This window comes from Streptomyces sp. NPDC006265, from assembly GCF_040613555.1.
Taxonomy (GTDB): Bacteria; Actinomycetota; Actinomycetes; order Streptomycetales; family Streptomycetaceae; genus Streptomyces.
Genome location: NZ_JBEXSH010000067.1, coordinates 1 through 18,740, shown reverse-complemented (window position 1 = coordinate 18,740; position 18,740 = coordinate 1). Strand labels below are relative to the sequence as shown.

Sequence of the window (18,740 nt, the reverse complement as noted above, 5' to 3'; positions counted from 1 at the left end):
ACCAGCCTGACCGCCCTTGACCAGGTCAGCCTGGAGGTTGCAAAGGGCAGCCTGACCGCCGTGGTCGGCCCCTCCGGCTCCGGCAAGTCCAGCTTGCTGGCCGTCGCCGCCACCCTCGTCACCCCCGACGCCGGCACCGTCGCCATCGACGGCACCTCCACCACGGGCATGACCCGCGCAGAGCTCACCGACCTGCGCCGCCACAAGATCGGCATCGTCTTCCAGCAGCCCAACCTCATCGTCTCGCTCACCGCCGTCGAACAACTCCAGGTCATGGCCCAGGTCGACGGCCGAAAGCCCCGCACCGCCCGGGGCCGGGCCATGGAACTCCTCGAGGCGGTCGGCCTGACCGACCAGGCCGATCGTCGCCCCCACCAGCTCTCCGGCGGCCAGCGCCAGCGCGTCAACATCGCCCGCGCCCTGATGAACGACCCCACCGTCCTGCTGGTCGACGAACCCACCAGCGCCCTCGACCACGAACGCGGCGCCGCCGTCATCGACCTGATCACCCGCCTCACCCACCAGCAGGCCACCGCCACTGTCCTGGTCACCCACGACCGCACCCACCTCACCGCCGTCGACCAGATCGCCGAAGTCCACGACGGAAGACTCACCCTCCCGGCCGTGGCGTCCTGAGCTGTGGGGAAGGAAGTCAGCGCGGGCGTACTTCCGCCGCGCCGGCACCGCTGTTCGGAAGGCAGGACCACTGTCCAGCAACTGGTTGCGGTACTCGTTTTCGAGACACCCATGTAGCCAGTTGCCGTTGGACGGATGCGGATCGTGCCCTGTGCGTGCTCGTCAGTCCGCCCTCGCTGGATGCGTGAGGTTCGCTCCGGTCGCCGGGTCGAACACGTGAGCCTTGGACATGTCGACCCGCAGCTCGATCGGTTCGCCCTCACGGGCACGCGTGGCGGCGCCCAGGCGGGCCACGATGTTGTTGGTGTCGGCGCCGGTGTCACGCAGGCCCGAGTCCGCGGCGAGTTCCTCCAGCTCGGTGGTCGTCGCGGGCCCGCCCTCCGCGGTGAAGTAGACGAACACATCGGAGCCCAGCGACTCCAGTACCTCCACGGTGGCGGTGAAGACCGGGCCCGTCCGGTCCCGGTCGGGTGACAGGGCCACGTCCTCGAATGCCTCCGGTCGCAGCCCGACGATGACCTCACGGGGCGCGTTCTGACGTTCCAGCATCTGCCTCGTACGGTCGTCGAGGGTCAGCTCGCCGAGGGACGAGCGCAGGGCTCCGCCCTCCACGATGGCGTTCAGGAAGTTCATCGCCGGAGAGCCGATGAAGCCCGCGACGAAGATGTTGTTCGGCGCGTCGTACAGGTCGGCGGGGGTGCCGATTTGCTGGACCAGGCCCTGTCGCATGACCACGACCCGGTCGCCGAGCGTCATCGCCTCGGTCTGGTCGTGGGTGACGTACACGGTGGTCGTGCCAAGGCGCCGCTGCAGCCGGGAGATCTGGGTGCGCATCTGTACCCGGAGTTTGGCGTCCAGGTTGGACAGCGGCTCGTCCATCAGGAACGCCTTGGGGTCACGGACGATCGCCCGCCCCATGGCCACCCGCTGGCGCTGACCGCCCGAGAGGTTGGCGGGCTTGCGGTCCAGATGCTCGGCCAGGTCGAGGATCCGGGCGGCTTCCGTCACCTTGGCGTCGATGGTGGCCTTGTCCACCTTGGCCAGGCGCAGCGGGAAGCCCATGTTCTCCCGGACGTTCAAGTGCGGATACAGCGCATAGCTCTGGAACACCATGGCGACATCCCGCTCCTTGGGAGCCAGGTCGTTGACGACTCGGTCTCCGATGCGCAGGGTGCCCTCGGTGATGTCCTCAAGTCCGGCGATCATGTTCAGGGTGGTGGACTTGCCGCATCCCGACGGTCCGACCAGGATCACGAACTCGCCGTCGGCGATCTCGAGGTTCACGTCCTTCACGGCGAGGGCCCCGTCGGGAAAGCGCTTGGTGACTCCCTCAAGGATGATCTCGGCCATGGTTGATGCCTCCTTGCCTTCATGCCTTCCGGGTCCGAGCACTGCGGTCGGTGTCTCGGGCCGGTGGCCTGTCTGCCGCGGTCGGCCCGTTCACCCCTTGACTGCCCCGGAGGTCAGTCCGGCGACGATCCGCCGCTGGAAGAGCAGGACGAAAACGATGATCGGGATGGTGATGACCACAGCGGCGGCGGCGATCGACCCTGTGGGCTGCTGGAACTGCGAGCTCCCGGTGAAGAACGCGATCGCGGCCGGCACGGTGCGTGCGGACTCGGTGGACGTCAGTGAGATCGCGAACAGGAAGTCGTTCCAGCAGAAGATGAACACCAGGATGGCCGTGGTGAACACGCCCGGCGCGGCCAGCGGCGCGATGACCAGCCGAAAGGCCTGCGCGGGCGTCGCCCCGTCGACCTTGGCGGCCTTCTCCAGATCCCAGGGGATCTCCCGGAAGAACGCCGACAGGGTGTAGATCGCGAGCGGCAGGGAGAAGGTCATGTACGGGATGATCAGCCCGATCCAGGTGTCGAAGATTCCGATGAACCGCTCGATGTTGAACAGCGGTGACACCAAGGAGATCGGCGGGAACATGGCGATCAGCAGTGACATGCCGATGAGCACCCGCTTCCCGGGGAAGCGCAGCCTGGCCACCGCGTAGGCGGCGATGGTGCCCAGCACCACCGCGATCACCGTGGCGATCAGCGCGATACCGATCGAGTTGATCAGCGCACGGGTGAACTCGGCGGTCTTGAAGATGCCCCGGTAGTTCTCCCAGGTCCAGTTCCTGGGGATGTAGTCGCCGTCCGTGAGGGTGCCGGGGTCCTTGAACGACAGCGCGACGATCCACCACACCGGGAACAGGGCGTACAGCACCACCACGATGTTCAGGACGCCCCATCGGGTGGCGTGTGTCTTTCCCACGGCGGCCATCAGCGCTTCACCTCCGCGCCGGGTGCGGCGGCACCGAACAGTTTGACGAAGGTGAAGGCGATGATCCCGACGCAGATGAAGATCAGAACCGAGATCGCCGACCCGATGCCCAGGTTCAGCGCGGTGAACAAGTTGTCGTACCCGAGGATCGACAGAGAGCCGGTCCCGTGGGCGCCCGCGGTCAGGATGTAGATGTTGTCGAAGATCCGGAACGCGTCCAGTGTGCGGAAGAGCAGTGCCACCAGGATGGCCGGTTTCATCAGCGGCAGCATGATCTTGGTGAAGCGCTGCCAGGCGGTGGCACCGTCCACCATGGCCGCCTTCAGGGTCTCCTCGGGGACCAGTGCCAGACCCGCGAGCAGCAGCAGGGCCATGAACGGCGTCGTCTTCCACACCTCGGCGAGAATGATCAGCCAGAGGGCGGACCACTGCGCGGTCAGGGGTGCCTCTCCGGTGGGCAACAGCTCTGCGAGGTATCCGAGTTCCGGGGTCCAGGCGTACTGCCAGGAGAAGGCGGCGACCACGGTGACGATTCCGTACGGAATGAGAACCGACGTGCGCACGGCGCCGCGCCAGAAGATCGTGCGGTGCATGACCAGGGCGAGCCCCATTCCGAGAGCCAGTTCGATCGCCACGGACACGGCGGTGATGAAGAGCGTCACCCAGAAGGCGTCCCACCAGAACGGAGAGGAGAGCACCGCCCCGTAGTTGCTCAGGCCCACGAACTCCGCCTGCCCGGGAAAGCGCAGGTCGTACCGCTGGAGGGACAGATAGACGGCGTACCCGATGGGGTAGGCGGTCACGGCGATCATGACGACGACCGCGGGCGCGCAGAGCAGCCAGCCGAGTCGCCGCTCCTGCCTGGCGCCCGCCGAGAGTGCCGCCTGGTCCGGCGCCGCCTGCTCCGTCTCCGCCTCGGGGGGCGGCGGGGCTCCGGCCGGTTGCGCGCGGGTGCTCATCTCGGGCCGTCCGAGGAGGAGGCCCGCGCACCGGGGTGCCGGCTGACGGGGTGCTGCGGGAGGAGGTGGTTCACGGGATCACACCCTTGGATCGCAGGGCATCGTCGATCTGCTCCCTGATGGTGGCGACGGAGCTCTCCGGTTCGATCCCGGACGGCGGGGACAACGTGTGGGAGACCGCGATCGACACGTTCTGGTAGACCGGCGTGATCGGGCGCACACTCGCCGACTCCAGGGCGGCCAGCACCTCCCCGGAGAAGGGGTACTCCTTCATGAACGCGGGATCGTCGTACAGGGAGCGCAGAGTGGGCGGCAGACCGCCCTCGAGCGCGGCGGTGAGCTGGTTCTCCCGGTTGCGCAGGCACAGCGCCGCCTCGAAGGCCAGGTCGGGGTGGCGCGAGTAGGCGCTCACCGCCAGATCGATGCCGCCGATGGTGGGCCGTGCCGGGCGGTTCGCGTCGACCCGAGGGTACGGCGCCCAGCGGAAGTTCTTGAACAGCTCGGGGTTGTTGGCTCTCATCGACGGATAGACGAACGGGTAGTTGAGCTCGAACGCCGCCACCCCCGACTCCATGGCGAGGCGGTTCTGGTCCTCCATCTGGTTGGACAGGGAGGGGTCCGCGGCCGGGGAGTTCGCCAGATCGCGCATGATCCCGGCGGCCCGCACGGCAGGAGGACCGAGGGAGGGCTCGGTCGCGCTCGCGTTGAGGATGGAACCGCCCGCACTGTTGATCAGCGAGTTGAACCAGACGGTCAGGCCCTCGTACTGGGCACCCTGGATCTCCACGAAGTGCGGTTTGCCCTGCCGGGCGAGGGCGCCGGCCATGTCCAGCATCTCGGCCCAGGTCCTGGGTGGCGTGGGCACCAGGTCCTTGCGATACCACAGGAGCTGGGTGTTGGTGTTGTACGGGACCGCGTACAGCTTGCCCTTCCACGTCGAGGTCTGCAGCGGTACGCGCAGGGTGCCCTCGACGGCCTCCTGCTTCGCCTTCCCCGTCCATTCCCGGACCCAGCGCGCCTCGGCGAACTCCGCCGCCCAGGTGACGTCCAGGCCCAGGATGTCGAGCGAGTCGTCCTCGGCGGCGAGTCTGCGGACGAGCTGCTGGCGCTGGCCGTCCGCGGCGCGCGGAAGCTTGTGGTAGCTGATCGAGTAGCGGCCGCCCGACGCCTGGCTGCACCGGTCCGCCGCTTTCTGGAGCGCACCGGAGTCGTCCGGGAAGTTGTACCAGTTGAGGGTGGGTCTGCCGGAGGCCTCGTCACTGCCACAAGCTGCGAGCACCGACGCCAACAACGGCAGCACGGCGAACGCCCGCAGCCATCGCGTCCCTCGGGGACGTCCCCTCTGACCCGAAACGGGTCGGCAGCCGCACCTCGCGTGCACCGCTCCACACCTCGCTTCCGGACGAGGGCACGAGATTCGGCCCTCGTATTGTGTCCCTCGCAGCGAACACTAGAGACCATCGAAAGCGACATCAAGGACATAACGCATCGACCCGCCAGGGAACCGCCTCGGTGAACCCGCGAGCACGGAAGGGGGACCGCAGGGAGGCACCTGGACAGATCGGAAGGTTCAACTGTCGCCCCGGGCGCGCACCTTGACCGAGTCAAAGCGCGTTACACGACCGCCTTCCGGCGTTCGGTCCCCAACCAGTCCCCGCGAACAGCGAAGAGGCCACTTCCGATCAACCGAAAGTGACCTCCGACCTGCTACTTCGCAAGTCGGGACGACAGGATTTGAACCTGCGACCCCTTGACCCCCAGTCAAGTGCGCTACCAAGCTGCGCCACGTCCCGCGCGCGCCACCCGCGGTGAGCCGCGTGATCGCGCGAACAGCACTGTACCCCACACCCCTGGCCGCGCCGAAAGCGGGCCGCGCGGGACAATCGGCGTATGGGCAGCACAGGAGAGACCTATCCGGACCGGCCGGGCGACGCACGGGACCGCGACAGTGAAGGGCGGGCGCGCAATGCCCGTCCCAGGGACGGTCTCGGGCGGCCCCTGCCGTACGGCGCGGACGGTGTGCCCCGGCAGCCCGAGGGCGTCGTCCGCACCCCGCAGGAGACCGTCACGGAAGCCCAGCGGCTGCTGGAGGAGGGCAAGCCGTTCCATGCGCATGAGGTGTTCGAGGACGCGTGGAAGTCGGGGCCTGATCAGGAGCGTGAGCTGTGGCGCGGGCTCGCCCAGCTCGCCGTGGGGCTCACGCACGCCGCCCGGGGCAATTCGACCGGCGGGGCCCGGCTCCTGCGGCGCGGGGCGGGAGCGGCCGAGGCCTGGGCGTCCGGGGCCGGGCAGGCCCTGCCGCACGGCATCGACGTCGTGAGCGTGGCCGCGTGGGCACGGGAACTGGCCGCGGATGTGGAACGAACGGGTCGGCCGGTGGACGCGGGCGGCCGGGCGCCCCGGCTGCGGGGTCCGGAAGCGGGGCGCTGAGCTGCGGCGACGGACGCTCGCCCGGCCCACTCAAGGGAGCGACGAGCCGACCCTCGGTGTACCCGTTCCCTCCCCGTGCGGCAGACTCGGGCCGTGCGAAAGATTCATGTCATCGGTATCGGCGCGGGCGACCCCGACCAGCTCACCCTCCAGGCGGTCAAGACGCTGCGGAGCACGGACGTGTTCTTCATCCTGGACAAAGGTGAGGTGAAGGCGGATCTCACGGGGCTGCGCCGGGACATGCTCGACGTGCACGTACCCGAGGGGACGTACCGCGTCGTCGAGGCACGCGACCCCGAGCGGGACCGCGGCGCCGGCGGCACGGCCTACTCCCCCGCCGTCGGGGACTGGCGCAGCGCCCGGGCCGACATCTACGAGCGGCTGATCACCGGGGAACTCGGCGACGAGCAGACCGGGGCGTTCCTGGTGTGGGGCGACCCGTCGCTGTACGACAGCACGCTCGGGATCCTGGAGGAGGTGCTGGAGCGGGGCGCCGTGGCGTTCGAGTACGACGTCGTGCCCGGCATCAGCAGTGTCTCTTCGCTCGTCGCCCGGCACCGCACGGGTCTCAACCGTGTGGCCCGGCCGGTGCAGATCACCACCGGCCGACGGCTGGCGGAGGGCTTCCCGGAGGGTGTGGACGACGTGGTCGTGATGCTCGACGCCCACCAGACCTTCCGGCACTACGCGCAGGAGGACGTCGACATCTACTGGGGCGCCTACATCGGCACTCCGGACGAGATCCTCGTCTCCGGCCCGATCGCGGAGGCCGCCCCCCGTATCGAGCGGCTGCGGGCCGAGGCCCGTGAGCGCAAGGGCTGGATCATGGACACGTATCTGCTGCGCCGACACCCCCGCGGCTGACGGGACGGGCGGGCACGTCACGGGCACCCGGGGAGCCATGGGCTGTCGCGCGGTCGGGAGACGTCCCTCCCCACCGGCTCGGTGTGAGCGACCTACCCGATCCCCAGCCGTTCCAACACGCCCGCCACATCCGGTACCGCCGTCACGCCGTCCGGCAGCGGCGGCCGCCGTACGACCACGACCGGCAGTGCGAGGTCCCGGGCCGCGGTCAGTTTGGCCGCTGTGGCCGCTCCCCCGCTGTCCTTGGTCACCAGGACGTCGACGCGGTGCTCGCGCAGCAGGGCCGTCTCGCCGGGGACGGTGAACGGGCCACGGGCGAGCAGCACATGGGTGCCGGACGGCATCGGCGGCTCGGGGGGATCCACCGATCGCACGACGAAGTGCAGGCGCGAAAGGTGGGCGAAGGAGGCCAGGCCGAGGCGCCCGGTGGTGAGCAGCACCCGGCGGCCGAGGCGCGGCAGCAGGTCCGCGGCCGCGTCCAGTGAGGGGACGGAATGCCACTGGTCGCCGGGGCCGGGCCGCCACCCGGGGCGGCGGAGCACCACCGCGGGTACGCCGGTCTCGGCCGCGGCGCGGGCCGCGTTGACCGTGATCGACTCGGCGAAGGGGTGCGTGGCGTCGACGAGCGCGTCCACGCCCTCCTCCCGCAGCCAGCCGGCCAGTCCCGGTGCCCCGCCGAAGCCTCCGACGCGCACCTCCCCGTCGAGCGCCGCCGGCTTTGCCACGCGCCCCGCGAGGGACGTTGTGACGCGCACGCCGGGACGCGCGCACAGCGCGGTGGCCAGGGCTCGGGCCTCGGCCGTGCCGCCGAGGATCAGGACGTGAGGGGACACGACGTCGAGCGTACGAGGTCGGGTGCTGCGGATGCCGGGACGGGGGCCGACCGGCTGAGGCAGCGGGACGGGTGGTGCCGGCCGGAGAACCGGTGAACCGCAGCGCGACGGTGCCGACCGGCGAAGGCCGCTCCCCGTGGTTATCGTCCTGGCATGGAGTTTGTGCGTGCCGTGCTCATCGACATCGACGGGGTGCTCACCGTCTCATGGCGGCCGCTGCCCGGGGCCGTCGAGGCGCTGCGGGAGGTCCGGGAGGCCGGGTTCGGCGTTCTGCTGGTCACCAACACCACGTCCCGTACCCGGGCGTCGATCGCCCGGACGCTGGCGGAGGCGGGGTTCCCGGTGTCCGCCGAGGACATCCTGACCGCGCCCGCCGCCACCGCCGCGTATCTCGCCGAGCACTGTCCCGGCGCCCGGTGCGCGCTGCTGAACAGCGGCGACATCGCGGAGGACCTCGACGGTGTCACGGTCGTCGAGGCGAGTGAGACCGGGGCCGTGCCGGATGTCGTCCTGGTCGGCGGGGCCGGTCCCGAGTTCGGTTACGCGGCGCTCGACCGGGTCTTCGGGCATCTGCAGCGCGGGGCCCGGTTGGTGGCGATGCACCGCAACCTGTACTGGCGTACGGCCGAGGGGCTGCGGCTGGACGCGGGGGCGTTCCTGACCGGGCTGGAGCGGGCCGCGCGGGTGGAGGCCGAGATCACCGGCAAGCCGGCGCGGGCGTTCTTCGCGTCGGCGCTCGCCCGGCTGGGCGTCGGTGCGGACGAGGCGGTGATGGTCGGGGACGACGTCGAGTCCGACGTGCTGGCGGCGCAGCGCGCCGGGGTCACCGGGGTGCTCGTGCGGACCGGGAAGTTCCAGCCGGAGACGCTGCGGGCCGCCGACGGCGCGCCCGACCACGTGATCGGCTCGTTCGCGGACCTTCCGGCGCTGCTGCGGGGGTCAGCGCAGCAGTAGTTGCAGACCGCCCACGACGGTCGCCGCGATGACGAGCTGCTCGAACAGCCGCTGGTTGATCCTGTGCACGGCCCACTTGCCGAACAGCGCGCCGGGCACGACGAACGCCACGAGCGCCAGGTCGAGGAGCAGCGAGCGGCCGTCGATCAGGCCGAGGCCGGCGCTGAAGGGCAGCTTGGAAACGTTGACGATCAGGAAGAAGAAGGCCGAGGTGCCGAGGAAGCCGAGCTTGCGGAAGCCCGCCGAGAGCAGGTACATCGACATCACGGGGCCGCCCGCGTTGGCGACCATGGTGGTGAAGCCGCCGAGGACGCCGTAGGAGCGGGCCTTGAGCCGCCCCGACCGGGTGGTGACCGACTCGGGCTCCTCCCCCGTGTCGGCCGTACGCCGGCGCCACACGGTCACGGCGGCCATCAGCAGCAGGATCGCGCCGATCGAGGTCCGTACGACCGCGTCGTCCGCCCAGAGCAGGAACACCGTCCCGACGACGACGCCCGCGGCGACCGCCGGGAACAGCCGCCACAGCGTGGGCCAGTGGGCGTGCCGCCGGTAGGTGGCGACGGCCAGGAGGTCGCCGGCGATCAGGATGGGCAGCAGCACGCCGGTGGAGGCACGGGCGGGCAGCACGGCGGCGAAGATGGCGAGGCTGACCGTGTTGGCCCCGCTCACGGCGGTCTTGGAGAAGCCGACGAGAAGGGCCGCGAGGGCGAGGGCGGCGAACTCCCAGCCGGTGATGTGCCAGAGCGTCATGGTGTTCATGCGAACACTGATGCTATGTGCAACGAACAGGTGCCCGTAAGCGCTGTCTCGCCTGGTGGGCCAGGCCAGGATCGCTAGGGCCGTTCGACGAGGACCGCGCTGCCCTGTCCCACCCCGACGCACATCGTGGCAAGCCCGCGTCCCGCCCTCGTACGCCGCATCCGGTGGAGCAGCGTCGTCAGGATGCGGGCGCCCGAGCAGCCCAGGGGGTGACCGAGGGCGATGGCGCCGCCGCTGGGGTTGACCAGGTCGGGGTCGATGCCGAGCTGGTCCACGCAGGCCAGGGCCTGGGCGGCGAAGGCCTCGTTGAACTCGGCCTCCTCCAGGTCGCCGATGCTCCAGCCGGCGCGGGTCAGCACCTTGCGGGTGGCGGGGACGGGGCCGATGCCCATCACGTCGGGGTGGACACCGGCGGAGGCGCCGGCGACGTAGCGGCCCAGGGACGTAAGGCCCAGGCCGTTCAGGGCGTCTTCGCTGACGAGGAGGAGGCCGGCGGCGCCGTCGTTCATCGGCGAGGCGTTGCCCGCGGTGACCGTGCCGCCGTCACGGAAGACCGGCTTCAGCCGGGACAGCTTCTCGTACGAGGTGTCCTCGCGGACGCATTCGTCGGTGTCGACGACCACGCCGTCGGGGCGCTCCACGGGGAGGAGTTCGTCGTCGAAGTGGCCGTTCTTGCGGGCCAGGACGGCGCGCTGGTGGCTGTGCAGGGCGAAGTCGTCCTGGCGTTCACGCGGGATGCCGTACCGCGCGGCGACCTCCTCGGCGGTCTCACCCATGGCCAGCAGTCCGTGCAGATCGCGCATCGCCGGGTTGACCAGGCGCCAGCCGAGGCGGGTGTCGGCGGTCTCCATGCGGTGCGGCAGGGCCTCGTCGGGGCGGGGCAGCACGAACGGGGCGCGGCTCATCGACTCGGAGCCGCCGGCGATCACGATGTCGGCCTCGCCGGCGGCGATGGTGCGGGCGGCCGTGGTCACGGCCTCCAGGCCCGAGGCGCAGAGGCGGTTGACGGTGGCGCCGGGCACGGAGTCGGGGAGGCCGGCGAGCAGCGCGGCCATGCGGGCGACGTTGCGGTTGTCCTCGCCGGCCTGGTTGGCGGCTCCCCAGTAGACGTCGTCGATCCGGGCGGGGTCCAGCTCGGGCACGCCGGTGACCAGGGCACGGACGACCGTCGCCGCGAGGTCGTCGGGCCGTACCGAGGAGAGGGATCCCCGCAGCTTGCCGATGGGGGTGCGGCGGGCGGCCGCGAAGTGGACGGGACGCACGAGAGGCTCCTCACGCCGCGCGACAACGCGCATTAATTAGCACTGCTAGTTTCGGACTATAGACCCTCCCTCTGCCGTCTGTGAAGATTCTGCGCCTCCCAGGGTTTGTCAGGGGGCATATCGCAGGCCGGACGACCCACATGCGTCGCGTTTACACCAGCATGCCCGGGGCACCCGCGCGTTCATGGAGTGGTTGCGGAGCGCCGCGTGCGTGGACGAGGACCCCGAGTTGTTCTTTCCCGTCGGCACCGCCGGCCCCGCCCTGCGTGACATGGGCGCCGCGAAGCGGGTCTGCGCGCGCTGCCCGGTGACCGACCAGTGCCTGAGTTTCGCGCTGGGCAGCGGTCAGGCCTCGGGAGTGTGGGGCGGCACCGGTGAGGAGGAGCGCGACGCACTGCTCCGGACGAGCAGGAACGACGCGAGAAGGAGAAGTGCCCTATGACGACTGTGCGAAGCACACTGCCCGACGACGCCCGGAAGGTCGCCTGCGAGGCACTCCAGGACACCTTGGTGGATCTGCTCGGGCTCTCGCTGGTCGGGAAGCAGGCGCACTGGAACATCGTCGGACCGCGGTTCCGGTCCATTCACCTCCAGCTGGACGAGGTGGTCACGGCGACGCGGGACTTCGCCGACACGGTCGCGGAGCGGTCCGCGGCGCTCGGCGTCCCGCCGGACGGCCGCCCGGAGACCATCGCCAAGGCCTTCACGCTGCCCGCCCCCGAGGAGGGCTGGGTGCGCGACTCGGAGGCCGTGCAGCTGATGGTGGAGGCGCTGCAGGAAGCTGTGGGCGGGCTGCGCGAGCGCATCGACGCGACCGAGAAGGCCGACCCGGTCACCCAGGACCTGCTGATCGGCATCACCGCGGAGCTGGAGAAGCAGCGGTGGATGTTCGACGCCGAGAACTTCCCCCGCTGATCCGCGGGGCGACGGCGCACAGCATCCGACGTACGTACGGAAGGGGCAGGCGATGACCGACGCCCTCGAACTCGACGCGCTGTGGGAGGACTTCCACCGCGTGGTGAACATGACCTCGCAGGAACTCGCGGCCTGGCTGCGGGTCCGCGACGCCGACGAGACCACCGAGCCGCTGCCGGACCAGGCGGGCTCCGCCACCGGGCAGCACGTCCTGGCGATCCTCCAGAAGCGGCGCACCGACCTGACCGAGGACGACCTGCGCGTGATGCGGAAGGTCGTGGAGACGGTCACCGACCAGGTAGACCTGGAGAACGAACCCGAGCCCGAGGTGACGGCCGAGGACACCCGCCGCCGGCACCGGCTGATGACGGTCGGGCACGACCCGCTGAAGGGATAGGCCATGGGTCGCCGGGAGCGCGTCGTACGGGAACTCGTCGGCGCGCACGGCCGGACCTACGCCGAGGAGGCGGGCATCGCGCTGAAGGACACCCCGCAGCCGCTGTACCGGCTACTGGTGCTGTCCCATCTGCTCAGTGCCCGCATCCGCGGTTCGATCGCGCTGGCCACCGCCCGTGCCCTGCACGAGGCGGGGCTGCGCGACCCGCGGCGCATGGAGCAGGCCTCGTGGCAGGAGCGGGTCGACGCGCTGGGCCGGGGCGGCTACCGGCGCTACGACGAACGTACGGCCACCCAGCTCGGGGAGGCCGCCCAGCTGCTGAACGAACGGTGGGGCGGCGACCTGCGACGACTGCGGCGGGAGGCGGACGGCAAGGTGCCCGAACTGCGCCGCCTGCTCCAGGAGTTTCCCGGCATGGGCCCGGCCGGCGCCGGCATCTTCCTGCGCGAGGCGCAGGGCGTCTGGCCGGAGACGGCCCCCTTTCTGGACGCCAAGGCCCTCCAGGGCGCCGAACGGCTGGATCTGCCGAAGGACCCCGAGCGCCTCACCGAACTGGCCGGGGGCACCGACCCGGCCGTTCTGGCTGCCGCGCTGGTACGGGCGGCGGTGGACAAGGAGGTCGTACGGGACACGCTCAGCCGTGCCGGGTGAGCGGCCCCATCATTCGCGCAGCCGGCCTTCACCCGAGCAGCCGGGCCTCATCCGAACCGCCCGCCTTCACCCGGGCAACCGGCCCTCACCCGAGCAACCAGCCCCCGTCCACCGCCAGTTCGACCGCGTTCACCGACCGGTTCCGCAGCAGGAAGTCAACCGCGTCCACCACGTCGGCCATCTCGGCGAGCCGCCCCGTGGGTGTCTCGGTGCGCAGCGTGGCGAGGACCTTCTCCGGCTTGGCCTGCCAGTACGGGCTGTCGCCCACGACACCGGGGTGCACGGCGTTGACCCGGACGGGAGCGAGCTCCACGGCGAGGGAGTTCATCAGGCCGCGCACCCCCGCGTTGACCGTCGCCACCGTCGTCGCACCCGGGTAGGGGCGTTCCTTGGCCTGGCCGCCGAAGAGCACGATGGCGCTGTCGTCGTGCAGCCGGCCGCGCAGCGTGTGCACGACCTCCGTGTAGCCGACGAGTTTGAGGGTGACCAGGCGCAGGGCGGCGTCGATGTCGTACTCGGTGACCTTGTTGTCGTCGCGCGAGACGCCCGCGATCACCAGGTGGTCGACGCGTCCCATGCCGGCCAGGGCCGCCGCGATCTCCAGCGGCCGTTCCAGGTCGAGGGCGAGTCCGCGCGCGCCCGCCTCCTTCGCGACCACGTCGGCGCGCTGGGCGTCGCGGCTGGTGAGCACCACGTCGTCCCCGCGCTCGGCACATGTGCGGGCGAACTCCAGCCCGATCCCGGACGTTCCCCCGACGACGAGCACACTGCTCATGACTCCTCCTCCAGTGCCGCGCGCAGGTAGTCCCAGTCCCGCGTGAACCGGTACGAGTGCCGCGACGGCGGCTGCGGCGCCTGCGTCTCCAGCCAACGCAGGGGCCCCTGCCCCGCGTTGACGAAACCGTGCACGCATCCGGCGCCCGCCCAGGCCACATCCCCGGGCTCCAGGCGGTACCGCTCGCCGTCGAGGGTGGCCTCCGCGACGCCCTCCAGGATCAGATACGTCTCCTCGAAGGGGTGGTCGTGGGTGCCGATGATCCCGTCGGACGCGTACTGCACCATGAACATCGTCGAGGCGACCGCGCCCAGGTCGCCGTCGATCATCATCTTCACCGTGATCCCGCTGTAGACCAGCAGCGCGGTCCGCATGCTCGCCGTGGCGGCCAGCAGGTCCTGTGACTGCTTGCCCGGGTCCATCTGGCCGGGCTCGAAGTGGCCGAAGGCGCGGGTGCGCGGGTCACGGACGTCGACCCGGGCCGGCTCGCGCGCGGGCAGATCCGGCACGGCCTGGGTGTCGTGTCCGTAGCGGGCCCGCGGCACGGGGGCCAGCATGTCCGCCCAGCGTCCGCCGGTGCTCCCGGCCCCGCGCCAGGCATGCGGGACGCCGGTCGGCAGCAGGCCGTGGTCGCCCTCCTCCAACAGGTACGACCCGTCCGGCAGGTCGAGGATCACGGCCCCGTCGAGGACGAAGAAGGTCTCCTCGTAGGAGTGCACATGGGCGGGCACCCGGCCGTCGGGCCGCAGTTCGCACAGGCCGAAGCCGGTGTGGACGCTGCCGTCCTCCTCGCCGACCAGCGTCCAACGCCGATGGCCGTGGCCGTCGTACGGCGGCTCGGGCAGCTCGGCGGCGTGGCGCACCAGGTGGTTCGTCATACCGGTGCCTTCGCCCCCTTGGCCTCCTTCGCCGCGAGGAGCCGGTCGCGGGCCTCACCGACGAGCCGCAGGGCGCGTGCGGTGTCGCCGAGGAGCCGGCCGTCGCGTTTGTGGATCACGCCGTCGACGAGGACGGTGTCCACGTTGGAGACGTCGGCGCACAGGGTCACCGCGGCCGCCGCGTCGTGCACCGGGGCGACGTTCACAGCGGTGGCGTCGATCGCGACGATGTCGGCGCGCTTGCCGGGGGTCAGGGAGCCGGTGCGGTCCTCGAGCCCTGCGACGTGGGCGCCGTTCACGGTGGCGATCTCCAGCATCTGACGCGCCGTCAACATGGTGCTGGGGACCGGCATGTTGGCCTGCCAGCAGTCGGCGTTGACGCGGGCGCGTTCGGCGCCGAAGGCCGCGCGGATCTGGGTGAACATGTCACCCGGCACGGTGGTGACGACGTCGATGCTGAGCGCGGGCCGCAGACCGTGCTCGATGGCCTGCATCACGGGCGGCCAGCCGTGCCCCATCTGGAGCTCCACCTGTGGCGCGACCGACACCGTGCCGCCGCTGTCGGCGACCATCCGCCACTCCTCCCCGCTGAGGTAACAGCTGTGGACGTAGGTGGTGTCCGGGCCGAGCAGCCCCAGGTCATGGAGTTGCTTCACCATGCCGAAGCGGCCGGCCAGCCGCCCCATCGCCACGTGCACGGTGATCGGGAGGCCCAGCTCGCGCGCCATGGCCCACTCGGCCGCGACGACCTCGTCGACGCAGAAGCCGGGGCCGCGGGTGGCGAGGCCCATGGTCAGCAGGCCGTCGTCGGACGCGAAGTGCGTCGACCGGATCCGCCGTACGTCGTCCGCCGGAATCGCGATCCTGCTCTCGAACCAGTACTCCGCGAGGGAGGTGTTGGCGCTGCCGTACGCGTACTGCGCGCGGATGCCGGACTCCGCCAGGCCCTGGATCGCCGCGTCCGGGTGCTCGGGGGTGTTGTTGATGTGTGACCAGTCGACCAGCGTGGTGATGCCGGCGTTGAGGCACTCCAGCGCACCCGCGAGGTTGCCCGCGTACACGTCCTGCGGGGTGTACAGCGGTGCGAAGGTGTCGAGGATGTCGACGAAGTAGTCGTCGAGGGTGGCGTCGGGGGCGACACCCCGGATGGGGGCCTCCCAGGTGTGGCGGTGGGTGTCGACGAAGCCGGGGATCACGATGTGGCCGGTCATGTCGAGGACCTCGGCGTCGGCGCTGATCTCGGGCTCGACGGCCGTGATCCTGCCGTCCTCGACAAGGACGTCCCCCTGGGGCAGGTCCCCGATGTCCGGGTCCATCGAGATCACGTGACCGGAGCGCAGCAGTGTCCTTGTGGTCATCGCGCTTCCTCCCATGGGGTGTTCGATGGCGGATGTGCGGCTCAGTACGCGGCGAGCCTGCGGACCTCCGTGACGACCTTGTCGACGGTGGGGATGACCTGCTGCTCCAGCGCATCGGCGAACGGCAGCGGGACGCACTCCCCCGCCACCCGCCGTAGAGGCGCGTCCAGCAGGCCGAACCCCTCGTCGGCGACGACCGAGACGACGGTGGCGCCCCAGCCGCCCTGGTACGGGTTCTCCTCGACGGTGACGAGCCGCGAGGTCTTGCGCAGCGAGGCGAGGACGGTCGCGGCGTCCAGCGGGACCAGGCAGCGCAGGTCGACCACTTCGGCCTCGATGCCCTCCCCCGCCAGCACGTCGGCGGCCTTCAGGGCCAGGGGCACCATGGAGGCGAGCGCGACGAGTGTGATGTCGCCGCCCTCGCGGACGACGGCCGCCCGCCCCAGCTCGACGACGTGACCGGGCGGGGGCGGGGGGCCCTTGGTCGCGAACAGCCCCTTGTGTTCGAAGAAGACCACCGGGTCGTCGCTGCGGATCGCCGCGGCGAGCATGCCGATGACGTCGGCGGGTGTGGCCGGCGCCGCGATCTTCAGCCCGGGGACGGTCAGCGCCCAGTTCTCGGTGGCCTGGGAGTGCTGGGCGCCGAAGCCGAGTCCGCCGCCGTTGGCGGTGCGCACGACCAGGGGCACGGTCACCTGGCCACCGGTCATGTAGCGGACCTTGGGGATCTCGTTGGCGAGGTAGTCCCAGCAGCAGGCCAGGAAGTCGGAGAACATGATCTCCGCGACGGGTCGCATCCCGGTCATGGCGGCGCCCATCGCCGCGCCCACGATGGCCTGTTCGGATATGGGCGTGTCCCACACCCGCTCGGGTCCGAACTCCTTCAGCAGCCCCGTCGTCGTCTTGAACACCCCGCCGGCCGCGGCGATGTCCTCCCCCAGGCACACCACCGACGCGTCCCGCCGCATCTCGCGGGCGATGCCCTCGGCGACCGCGTCCCGGTAGGTGATCACGTCCGCCATGCGGCACCTCCGTCGGCCCACACGTCGGTCAGTGCCTCGCGCGGATCGGGCGGCGGCGCCGCCTTCGCCGCCTGCACGGCCCGCTCCACGACGGCCCGGGCCCGCTCGTCGGCCTCGGCGACCGTCTTTGCGCCGACCCCCAGCTCGGCCAGGTGTCCCCGCGCGAGGTCCAGCGGATCGTGCTTCAGCCAGCGTTCGACCTCCTCGGCCGGGCGGTAGGCCGCCGGGTCGGTGCGGCTGTGCCCGAAGTGACGGTAGGTCTCGGCCTCCAGCACGGCGGGCCCGTCTCCGGCCCGGGCCCGTCGCGCGAGCCGCCCCACCGCCTCCTCGACCGCCACGACGTCGTTGCCGTCGACGACCTCGCCCGGGATGCCGTGGGCGGGGGCACGGTCGGCGGCGGGGCGGGGCACGGCCGTGACGTCGGCGATCGGTGTGTACTCCATGTACAGGTTGTTCTCGCACACGAACAGCACCGGCAGCCTCCACACGGCGGCCAGGTTGAGGGACTCGTGGAAGGCGCCGATGTTGGTCGCGCCGTCGCCGAAGAAGGCGACCGCGAGCTGCTCGGTGCCGCGCAGCCGGGCCGACCATGCGGCGCCCACCGCCATCGGGAGATGCGAGCCGACGATGGCGTACGAACCGAGCATGCCGGTGGCCGCCTTGGTCAGGTGCATCGAGCCGCCCTTGGCCCCGCACAGCCCGGTCGCCCGGCTCATCAGCTCGGCGAGGCACTCCTCGGGGGTGGCGCCCCGGGCGAGGGCATGGTGGTGGCCCCTGTAGGTGGCGAACACATAGTCGTCCGGACGCAGGGCGGCGCTCGCCCCCACGGCGATCGCCTCCTGCCCGGCGGCCAGATGCGTGGTGCCCTTCACGAGGCCCTGGAGGAACAGGTCGTGGGCGGCCTTCTCCGTACGGCGGATGACGTTCATCCGCTCGTACCGGTCGAGGAGCGCGCCGGCGTCCATCAGCGGTCCCCGGTGTTGAGGTGGGACTGCGCCTCACGGCGGGTGTTCAGCTCGCCGCCCACCGTCCAGTACTTGCGCCCGGCCACCAGCAGTTCCTCGGCGGGGAACTTGGTGATGACCTCGCAGCCGTCGGCGGTGACGACGAGTTCCTCCTCGATCCGGGCGGCGGACCAGCCGTCGGCGGCCGGCCAGTACGTCTCCAGGGCGAACACCATGCCCTCCTCGAGGACTTCGGGGTGATCGAGGGAGACCAGCCGACTGAAGATCGGCTTCTCCCAGATCGACAGGCCGACGCCGTGGCCGTACTGGAGGGCGAAGGCCGCGGTCTCGTCGGCGAAGCCGAACTCCTCGGCGCGCGGCCAGACCCGCACGATGTCGGCGGTGGTGGCGCCCGGCCGGACCAGGGCGATCGCCTCGTCCATGTACGCCCGGCAGCGCACGTACGCGTCCCGCTGCGCCCGCGAGGCGCTGCCCACGGCGAATGTGCGGTAGTAGCAGGTGCGATAGCCGAGATGGCTGTGCAGGATGTCGAAGAAGGCCGGGTCGCCGGGGCGGATCAACCGGTCGCTGTAGACGTGCGGATGCGGTGAACAGCGCTCTCCCGAAATGGCGTTGACGCCTTCGACGTACTCGCTGCCGAGGTCGTAGAGCACCTTGCTGACCACGCCCACGCACTCGTTCTCGCGCACTCCCGGGCGCAGGTACCCGTACAGCTCCTCGTAGGCCGCGTCGACCATGGCGCAGGCCTGGGTGAGCAGGGCGATCTCGTCGCCGGTCTTGATGCGGCGGGCCTCCAGGAAGACCTGCT

At 70.9% G+C, this 18,740-nt stretch carries 21 protein-coding genes and 1 tRNA gene; 8 read left to right on the top strand and 14 right to left on the bottom strand.

Features of this window, described 5'->3' with window-relative positions; translation table 11 throughout:
- Nucleotides 1–6: 6 nt before the first annotated feature.
- Nucleotides 7–636: an ABC transporter ATP-binding protein gene (locus tag ABZ281_RS08855; protein ID WP_356653528.1), complete on the top strand. Its 630-nt coding sequence runs from the start codon at nt 7–9 to the stop codon at nt 634–636.
- A gap of 162 nt (nt 637–798) precedes the next feature.
- Here the strand turns inward: ABZ281_RS08855 and ugpC are convergent, their stop codons facing one another.
- The 5 genes from ugpC to ABZ281_RS08830 form a co-directional block, all read right to left on the bottom strand.
- Nucleotides 799–1,986: a sn-glycerol-3-phosphate ABC transporter ATP-binding protein UgpC gene (gene ugpC, locus ABZ281_RS08850; RefSeq protein ID WP_356653526.1), complete on the bottom strand. Its 1,188-nt coding sequence runs from the start codon at nt 1,984–1,986 to the stop codon at nt 799–801.
- Between the two features lie 90 nt (nt 1,987–2,076).
- On the bottom strand, nt 2,077–2,910 hold the full coding sequence (locus ABZ281_RS08845) for a carbohydrate ABC transporter permease (protein WP_356653524.1): 834 nt from the start codon (nt 2,908–2,910) through the stop codon (nt 2,077–2,079).
- A complete protein-coding gene (locus tag ABZ281_RS08840; protein ID WP_356653522.1) occupies nt 2,910–3,869 on the bottom strand; it encodes a sugar ABC transporter permease in 960 nt (319 codons plus the stop codon). Before ABZ281_RS08840 ends, ABZ281_RS08845 begins: the two co-directional genes overlap by 1 nt.
- Before the next feature lie 70 nt (nt 3,870–3,939).
- Nucleotides 3,940–5,148: an ABC transporter substrate-binding protein gene (locus ABZ281_RS08835; protein WP_356653520.1), complete on the bottom strand. Its 1,209-nt coding sequence runs from the start codon at nt 5,146–5,148 to the stop codon at nt 3,940–3,942.
- 440 nt (nt 5,149–5,588) lie between these two features.
- Nucleotides 5,589–5,662 (bottom strand) — tRNA-Pro (locus ABZ281_RS08830).
- 97 nt (nt 5,663–5,759) lie between these two features.
- On the opposite strand from ABZ281_RS08830, the gene ABZ281_RS08825 reads away from it, so the two are divergent.
- Nucleotides 5,760–6,299 carry a DUF309 domain-containing protein gene (locus ABZ281_RS08825; RefSeq protein WP_356653518.1) on the top strand — a complete coding sequence of 180 codons (540 nt, stop codon included), beginning with the start codon at nt 5,760–5,762 and terminating at the stop codon, nt 6,297–6,299.
- A 93-nt stretch (nt 6,300–6,392) separates the two neighbouring features.
- Nucleotides 6,393–7,163, top strand: a complete 771-nt coding sequence (gene cobF, locus ABZ281_RS08820) for a precorrin-6A synthase (deacetylating) (protein WP_356653516.1) — start codon at nt 6,393–6,395, stop codon at nt 7,161–7,163.
- Nucleotides 7,164–7,255: 92 nt separating this feature from the next.
- Here cobF and ABZ281_RS08815 read toward each other — a convergent pair whose 3' ends face one another.
- Nucleotides 7,256–7,996 (bottom strand): cobalt-precorrin-6A reductase, encoded by a 741-nt coding sequence (locus ABZ281_RS08815; RefSeq protein WP_356653514.1) that lies wholly within the window; start codon nt 7,994–7,996, stop codon nt 7,256–7,258.
- Nucleotides 7,997–8,149: 153 nt separating this feature from the next.
- On the opposite strand from ABZ281_RS08815, the gene ABZ281_RS08810 reads away from it, so the two are divergent.
- On the top strand, nt 8,150–8,950 hold the full coding sequence (locus ABZ281_RS08810; RefSeq protein ID WP_356653512.1) for an HAD-IIA family hydrolase: 801 nt from the start codon (nt 8,150–8,152) through the stop codon (nt 8,948–8,950).
- Here ABZ281_RS08810 and ABZ281_RS08805 read toward each other — a convergent pair.
- Nucleotides 8,936–9,709 (bottom strand): sulfite exporter TauE/SafE family protein, encoded by a 774-nt coding sequence (locus tag ABZ281_RS08805; RefSeq protein ID WP_356653510.1) that lies wholly within the window; start codon nt 9,707–9,709, stop codon nt 8,936–8,938. The two genes, ABZ281_RS08810 and ABZ281_RS08805, sit on opposite strands and share 15 nt — an antisense overlap.
- Nucleotides 9,710–9,783: 74 nt before the next feature.
- Nucleotides 9,784–10,971: a thiolase family protein gene (locus ABZ281_RS08800; RefSeq protein ID WP_356653508.1), complete on the bottom strand. Its 1,188-nt coding sequence runs from the start codon at nt 10,969–10,971 to the stop codon at nt 9,784–9,786.
- Nucleotides 10,972–11,155: 184 nt separating this feature from the next.
- Here ABZ281_RS08800 and ABZ281_RS08795 point away from each other — a divergent pair, with 184 nt between their 5' ends.
- The 4 genes from ABZ281_RS08795 to ABZ281_RS08780 are packed head-to-tail and all read left to right on the top strand — an operon-like array spanning nt 11,156 to nt 12,934.
- The gene (locus tag ABZ281_RS08795) at nt 11,156–11,413 is read left to right on the top strand and encodes a WhiB family transcriptional regulator (RefSeq protein ID WP_356653506.1); all 258 of its coding nucleotides are present in this window, start codon (nt 11,156–11,158) and stop codon (nt 11,411–11,413) included.
- On the top strand, nt 11,410–11,886 hold the full coding sequence (locus tag ABZ281_RS08790; protein WP_356653504.1) for a DNA starvation/stationary phase protection protein: 477 nt from the start codon (nt 11,410–11,412) through the stop codon (nt 11,884–11,886). The genes ABZ281_RS08795 and ABZ281_RS08790 overlap by 4 nt, the downstream gene beginning before the upstream one ends.
- A 52-nt stretch (nt 11,887–11,938) precedes the next feature.
- Nucleotides 11,939–12,283, top strand: coding sequence for a DUF3140 domain-containing protein (locus tag ABZ281_RS08785; RefSeq protein ID WP_356653502.1), 345 nt, complete (start codon nt 11,939–11,941; stop codon nt 12,281–12,283).
- A 3-nt stretch (nt 12,284–12,286) separates the two neighbouring features.
- Nucleotides 12,287–12,934, top strand: coding sequence for an endonuclease (locus ABZ281_RS08780; protein ID WP_356653500.1), 648 nt, complete (start codon nt 12,287–12,289; stop codon nt 12,932–12,934).
- An 85-nt stretch (nt 12,935–13,019) separates the two neighbouring features.
- On the opposite strand, the gene ABZ281_RS08775 is transcribed toward ABZ281_RS08780, so the two are convergent.
- The 6 genes from ABZ281_RS08775 to ABZ281_RS08750 all read right to left on the bottom strand — a co-directional run.
- On the bottom strand, nt 13,020–13,709 hold the full coding sequence (locus ABZ281_RS08775; protein ID WP_356653498.1) for an SDR family oxidoreductase: 690 nt from the start codon (nt 13,707–13,709) through the stop codon (nt 13,020–13,022).
- Nucleotides 13,706–14,587: a cupin domain-containing protein gene (locus tag ABZ281_RS08770; protein ID WP_356653496.1), complete on the bottom strand. Its 882-nt coding sequence runs from the start codon at nt 14,585–14,587 to the stop codon at nt 13,706–13,708. The genes ABZ281_RS08775 and ABZ281_RS08770 overlap by 4 nt, the downstream gene beginning before the upstream one ends.
- Complete coding sequence (locus ABZ281_RS08765; protein ID WP_356653494.1) at nt 14,584–15,945, bottom strand: amidohydrolase family protein; 1,362 nt, start codon at nt 15,943–15,945, stop codon at nt 14,584–14,586. Before ABZ281_RS08765 ends, ABZ281_RS08770 begins: the two co-directional genes overlap by 4 nt.
- Before the next feature lie 41 nt (nt 15,946–15,986).
- Entirely contained in the window at nt 15,987–16,967 is a 981-nt protein-coding gene (locus tag ABZ281_RS08760; protein WP_356653493.1) for an alpha-ketoacid dehydrogenase subunit beta, read from the bottom strand.
- The gene (locus ABZ281_RS08755; RefSeq protein ID WP_356653491.1) at nt 16,955–17,932 is read right to left on the bottom strand and encodes a thiamine pyrophosphate-dependent dehydrogenase E1 component subunit alpha; all 978 of its coding nucleotides are present in this window, start codon (nt 17,930–17,932) and stop codon (nt 16,955–16,957) included. The genes ABZ281_RS08760 and ABZ281_RS08755 overlap by 13 nt, the downstream gene beginning before the upstream one ends.
- On the bottom strand, nt 17,932–18,740 hold an 809-nt coding region (locus ABZ281_RS08750), incomplete at its 5' end, for a M24 family metallopeptidase (RefSeq protein ID WP_356653489.1). The genes ABZ281_RS08750 and ABZ281_RS08755, both read right to left, overlap by 1 nt.

Excerpts from the sequence above, each read along its gene's own strand:
- ABZ281_RS08825 (WP_356653518.1), top strand. The coding sequence starts at position 5,760 with ATGGGCAGCACAGGAGAGACCTATCCGGACCGGCCGGGCGACGCACGG.
- ABZ281_RS08780 (WP_356653500.1), top strand. The coding sequence starts at position 12,287 with ATGGGTCGCCGGGAGCGCGTCGTACGGGAACTCGTCGGCGCGCACGGC.
- ABZ281_RS08795 (WP_356653506.1), top strand. The coding sequence starts at position 11,156 with ATGGAGTGGTTGCGGAGCGCCGCGTGCGTGGACGAGGACCCCGAGTTG.
- ABZ281_RS08755 (WP_356653491.1), bottom strand. The coding sequence starts at position 17,932 with ATGGACGCCGGCGCGCTCCTCGACCGGTACGAGCGGATGAACGTCATC.
- ABZ281_RS08810 (WP_356653512.1), top strand. The coding sequence starts at position 8,150 with ATGGAGTTTGTGCGTGCCGTGCTCATCGACATCGACGGGGTGCTCACC.
- ABZ281_RS08760 (WP_356653493.1), bottom strand. The coding sequence starts at position 16,967 with ATGGCGGACGTGATCACCTACCGGGACGCGGTCGCCGAGGGCATCGCC.
- ABZ281_RS08845 (WP_356653524.1), bottom strand. The coding sequence starts at position 2,910 with ATGGCCGCCGTGGGAAAGACACACGCCACCCGATGGGGCGTCCTGAAC.
- ABZ281_RS08770 (WP_356653496.1), bottom strand. The coding sequence starts at position 14,587 with ATGACGAACCACCTGGTGCGCCACGCCGCCGAGCTGCCCGAGCCGCCG.
- ABZ281_RS08805 (WP_356653510.1), bottom strand. The coding sequence starts at position 9,709 with ATGAACACCATGACGCTCTGGCACATCACCGGCTGGGAGTTCGCCGCC.
- ugpC (WP_356653526.1), bottom strand. The coding sequence starts at position 1,986 with ATGGCCGAGATCATCCTTGAGGGAGTCACCAAGCGCTTTCCCGACGGG.
- ABZ281_RS08785 (WP_356653502.1), top strand. The coding sequence starts at position 11,939 with ATGACCGACGCCCTCGAACTCGACGCGCTGTGGGAGGACTTCCACCGC.
- ABZ281_RS08765 (WP_356653494.1), bottom strand. The coding sequence starts at position 15,945 with ATGACCACAAGGACACTGCTGCGCTCCGGTCACGTGATCTCGATGGAC.
- ABZ281_RS08840 (WP_356653522.1), bottom strand. The coding sequence starts at position 3,869 with ATGAGCACCCGCGCGCAACCGGCCGGAGCCCCGCCGCCCCCCGAGGCG.
- ABZ281_RS08775 (WP_356653498.1), bottom strand. The coding sequence starts at position 13,709 with ATGAGCAGTGTGCTCGTCGTCGGGGGAACGTCCGGGATCGGGCTGGAG.
- ABZ281_RS08790 (WP_356653504.1), top strand. The coding sequence starts at position 11,410 with ATGACGACTGTGCGAAGCACACTGCCCGACGACGCCCGGAAGGTCGCC.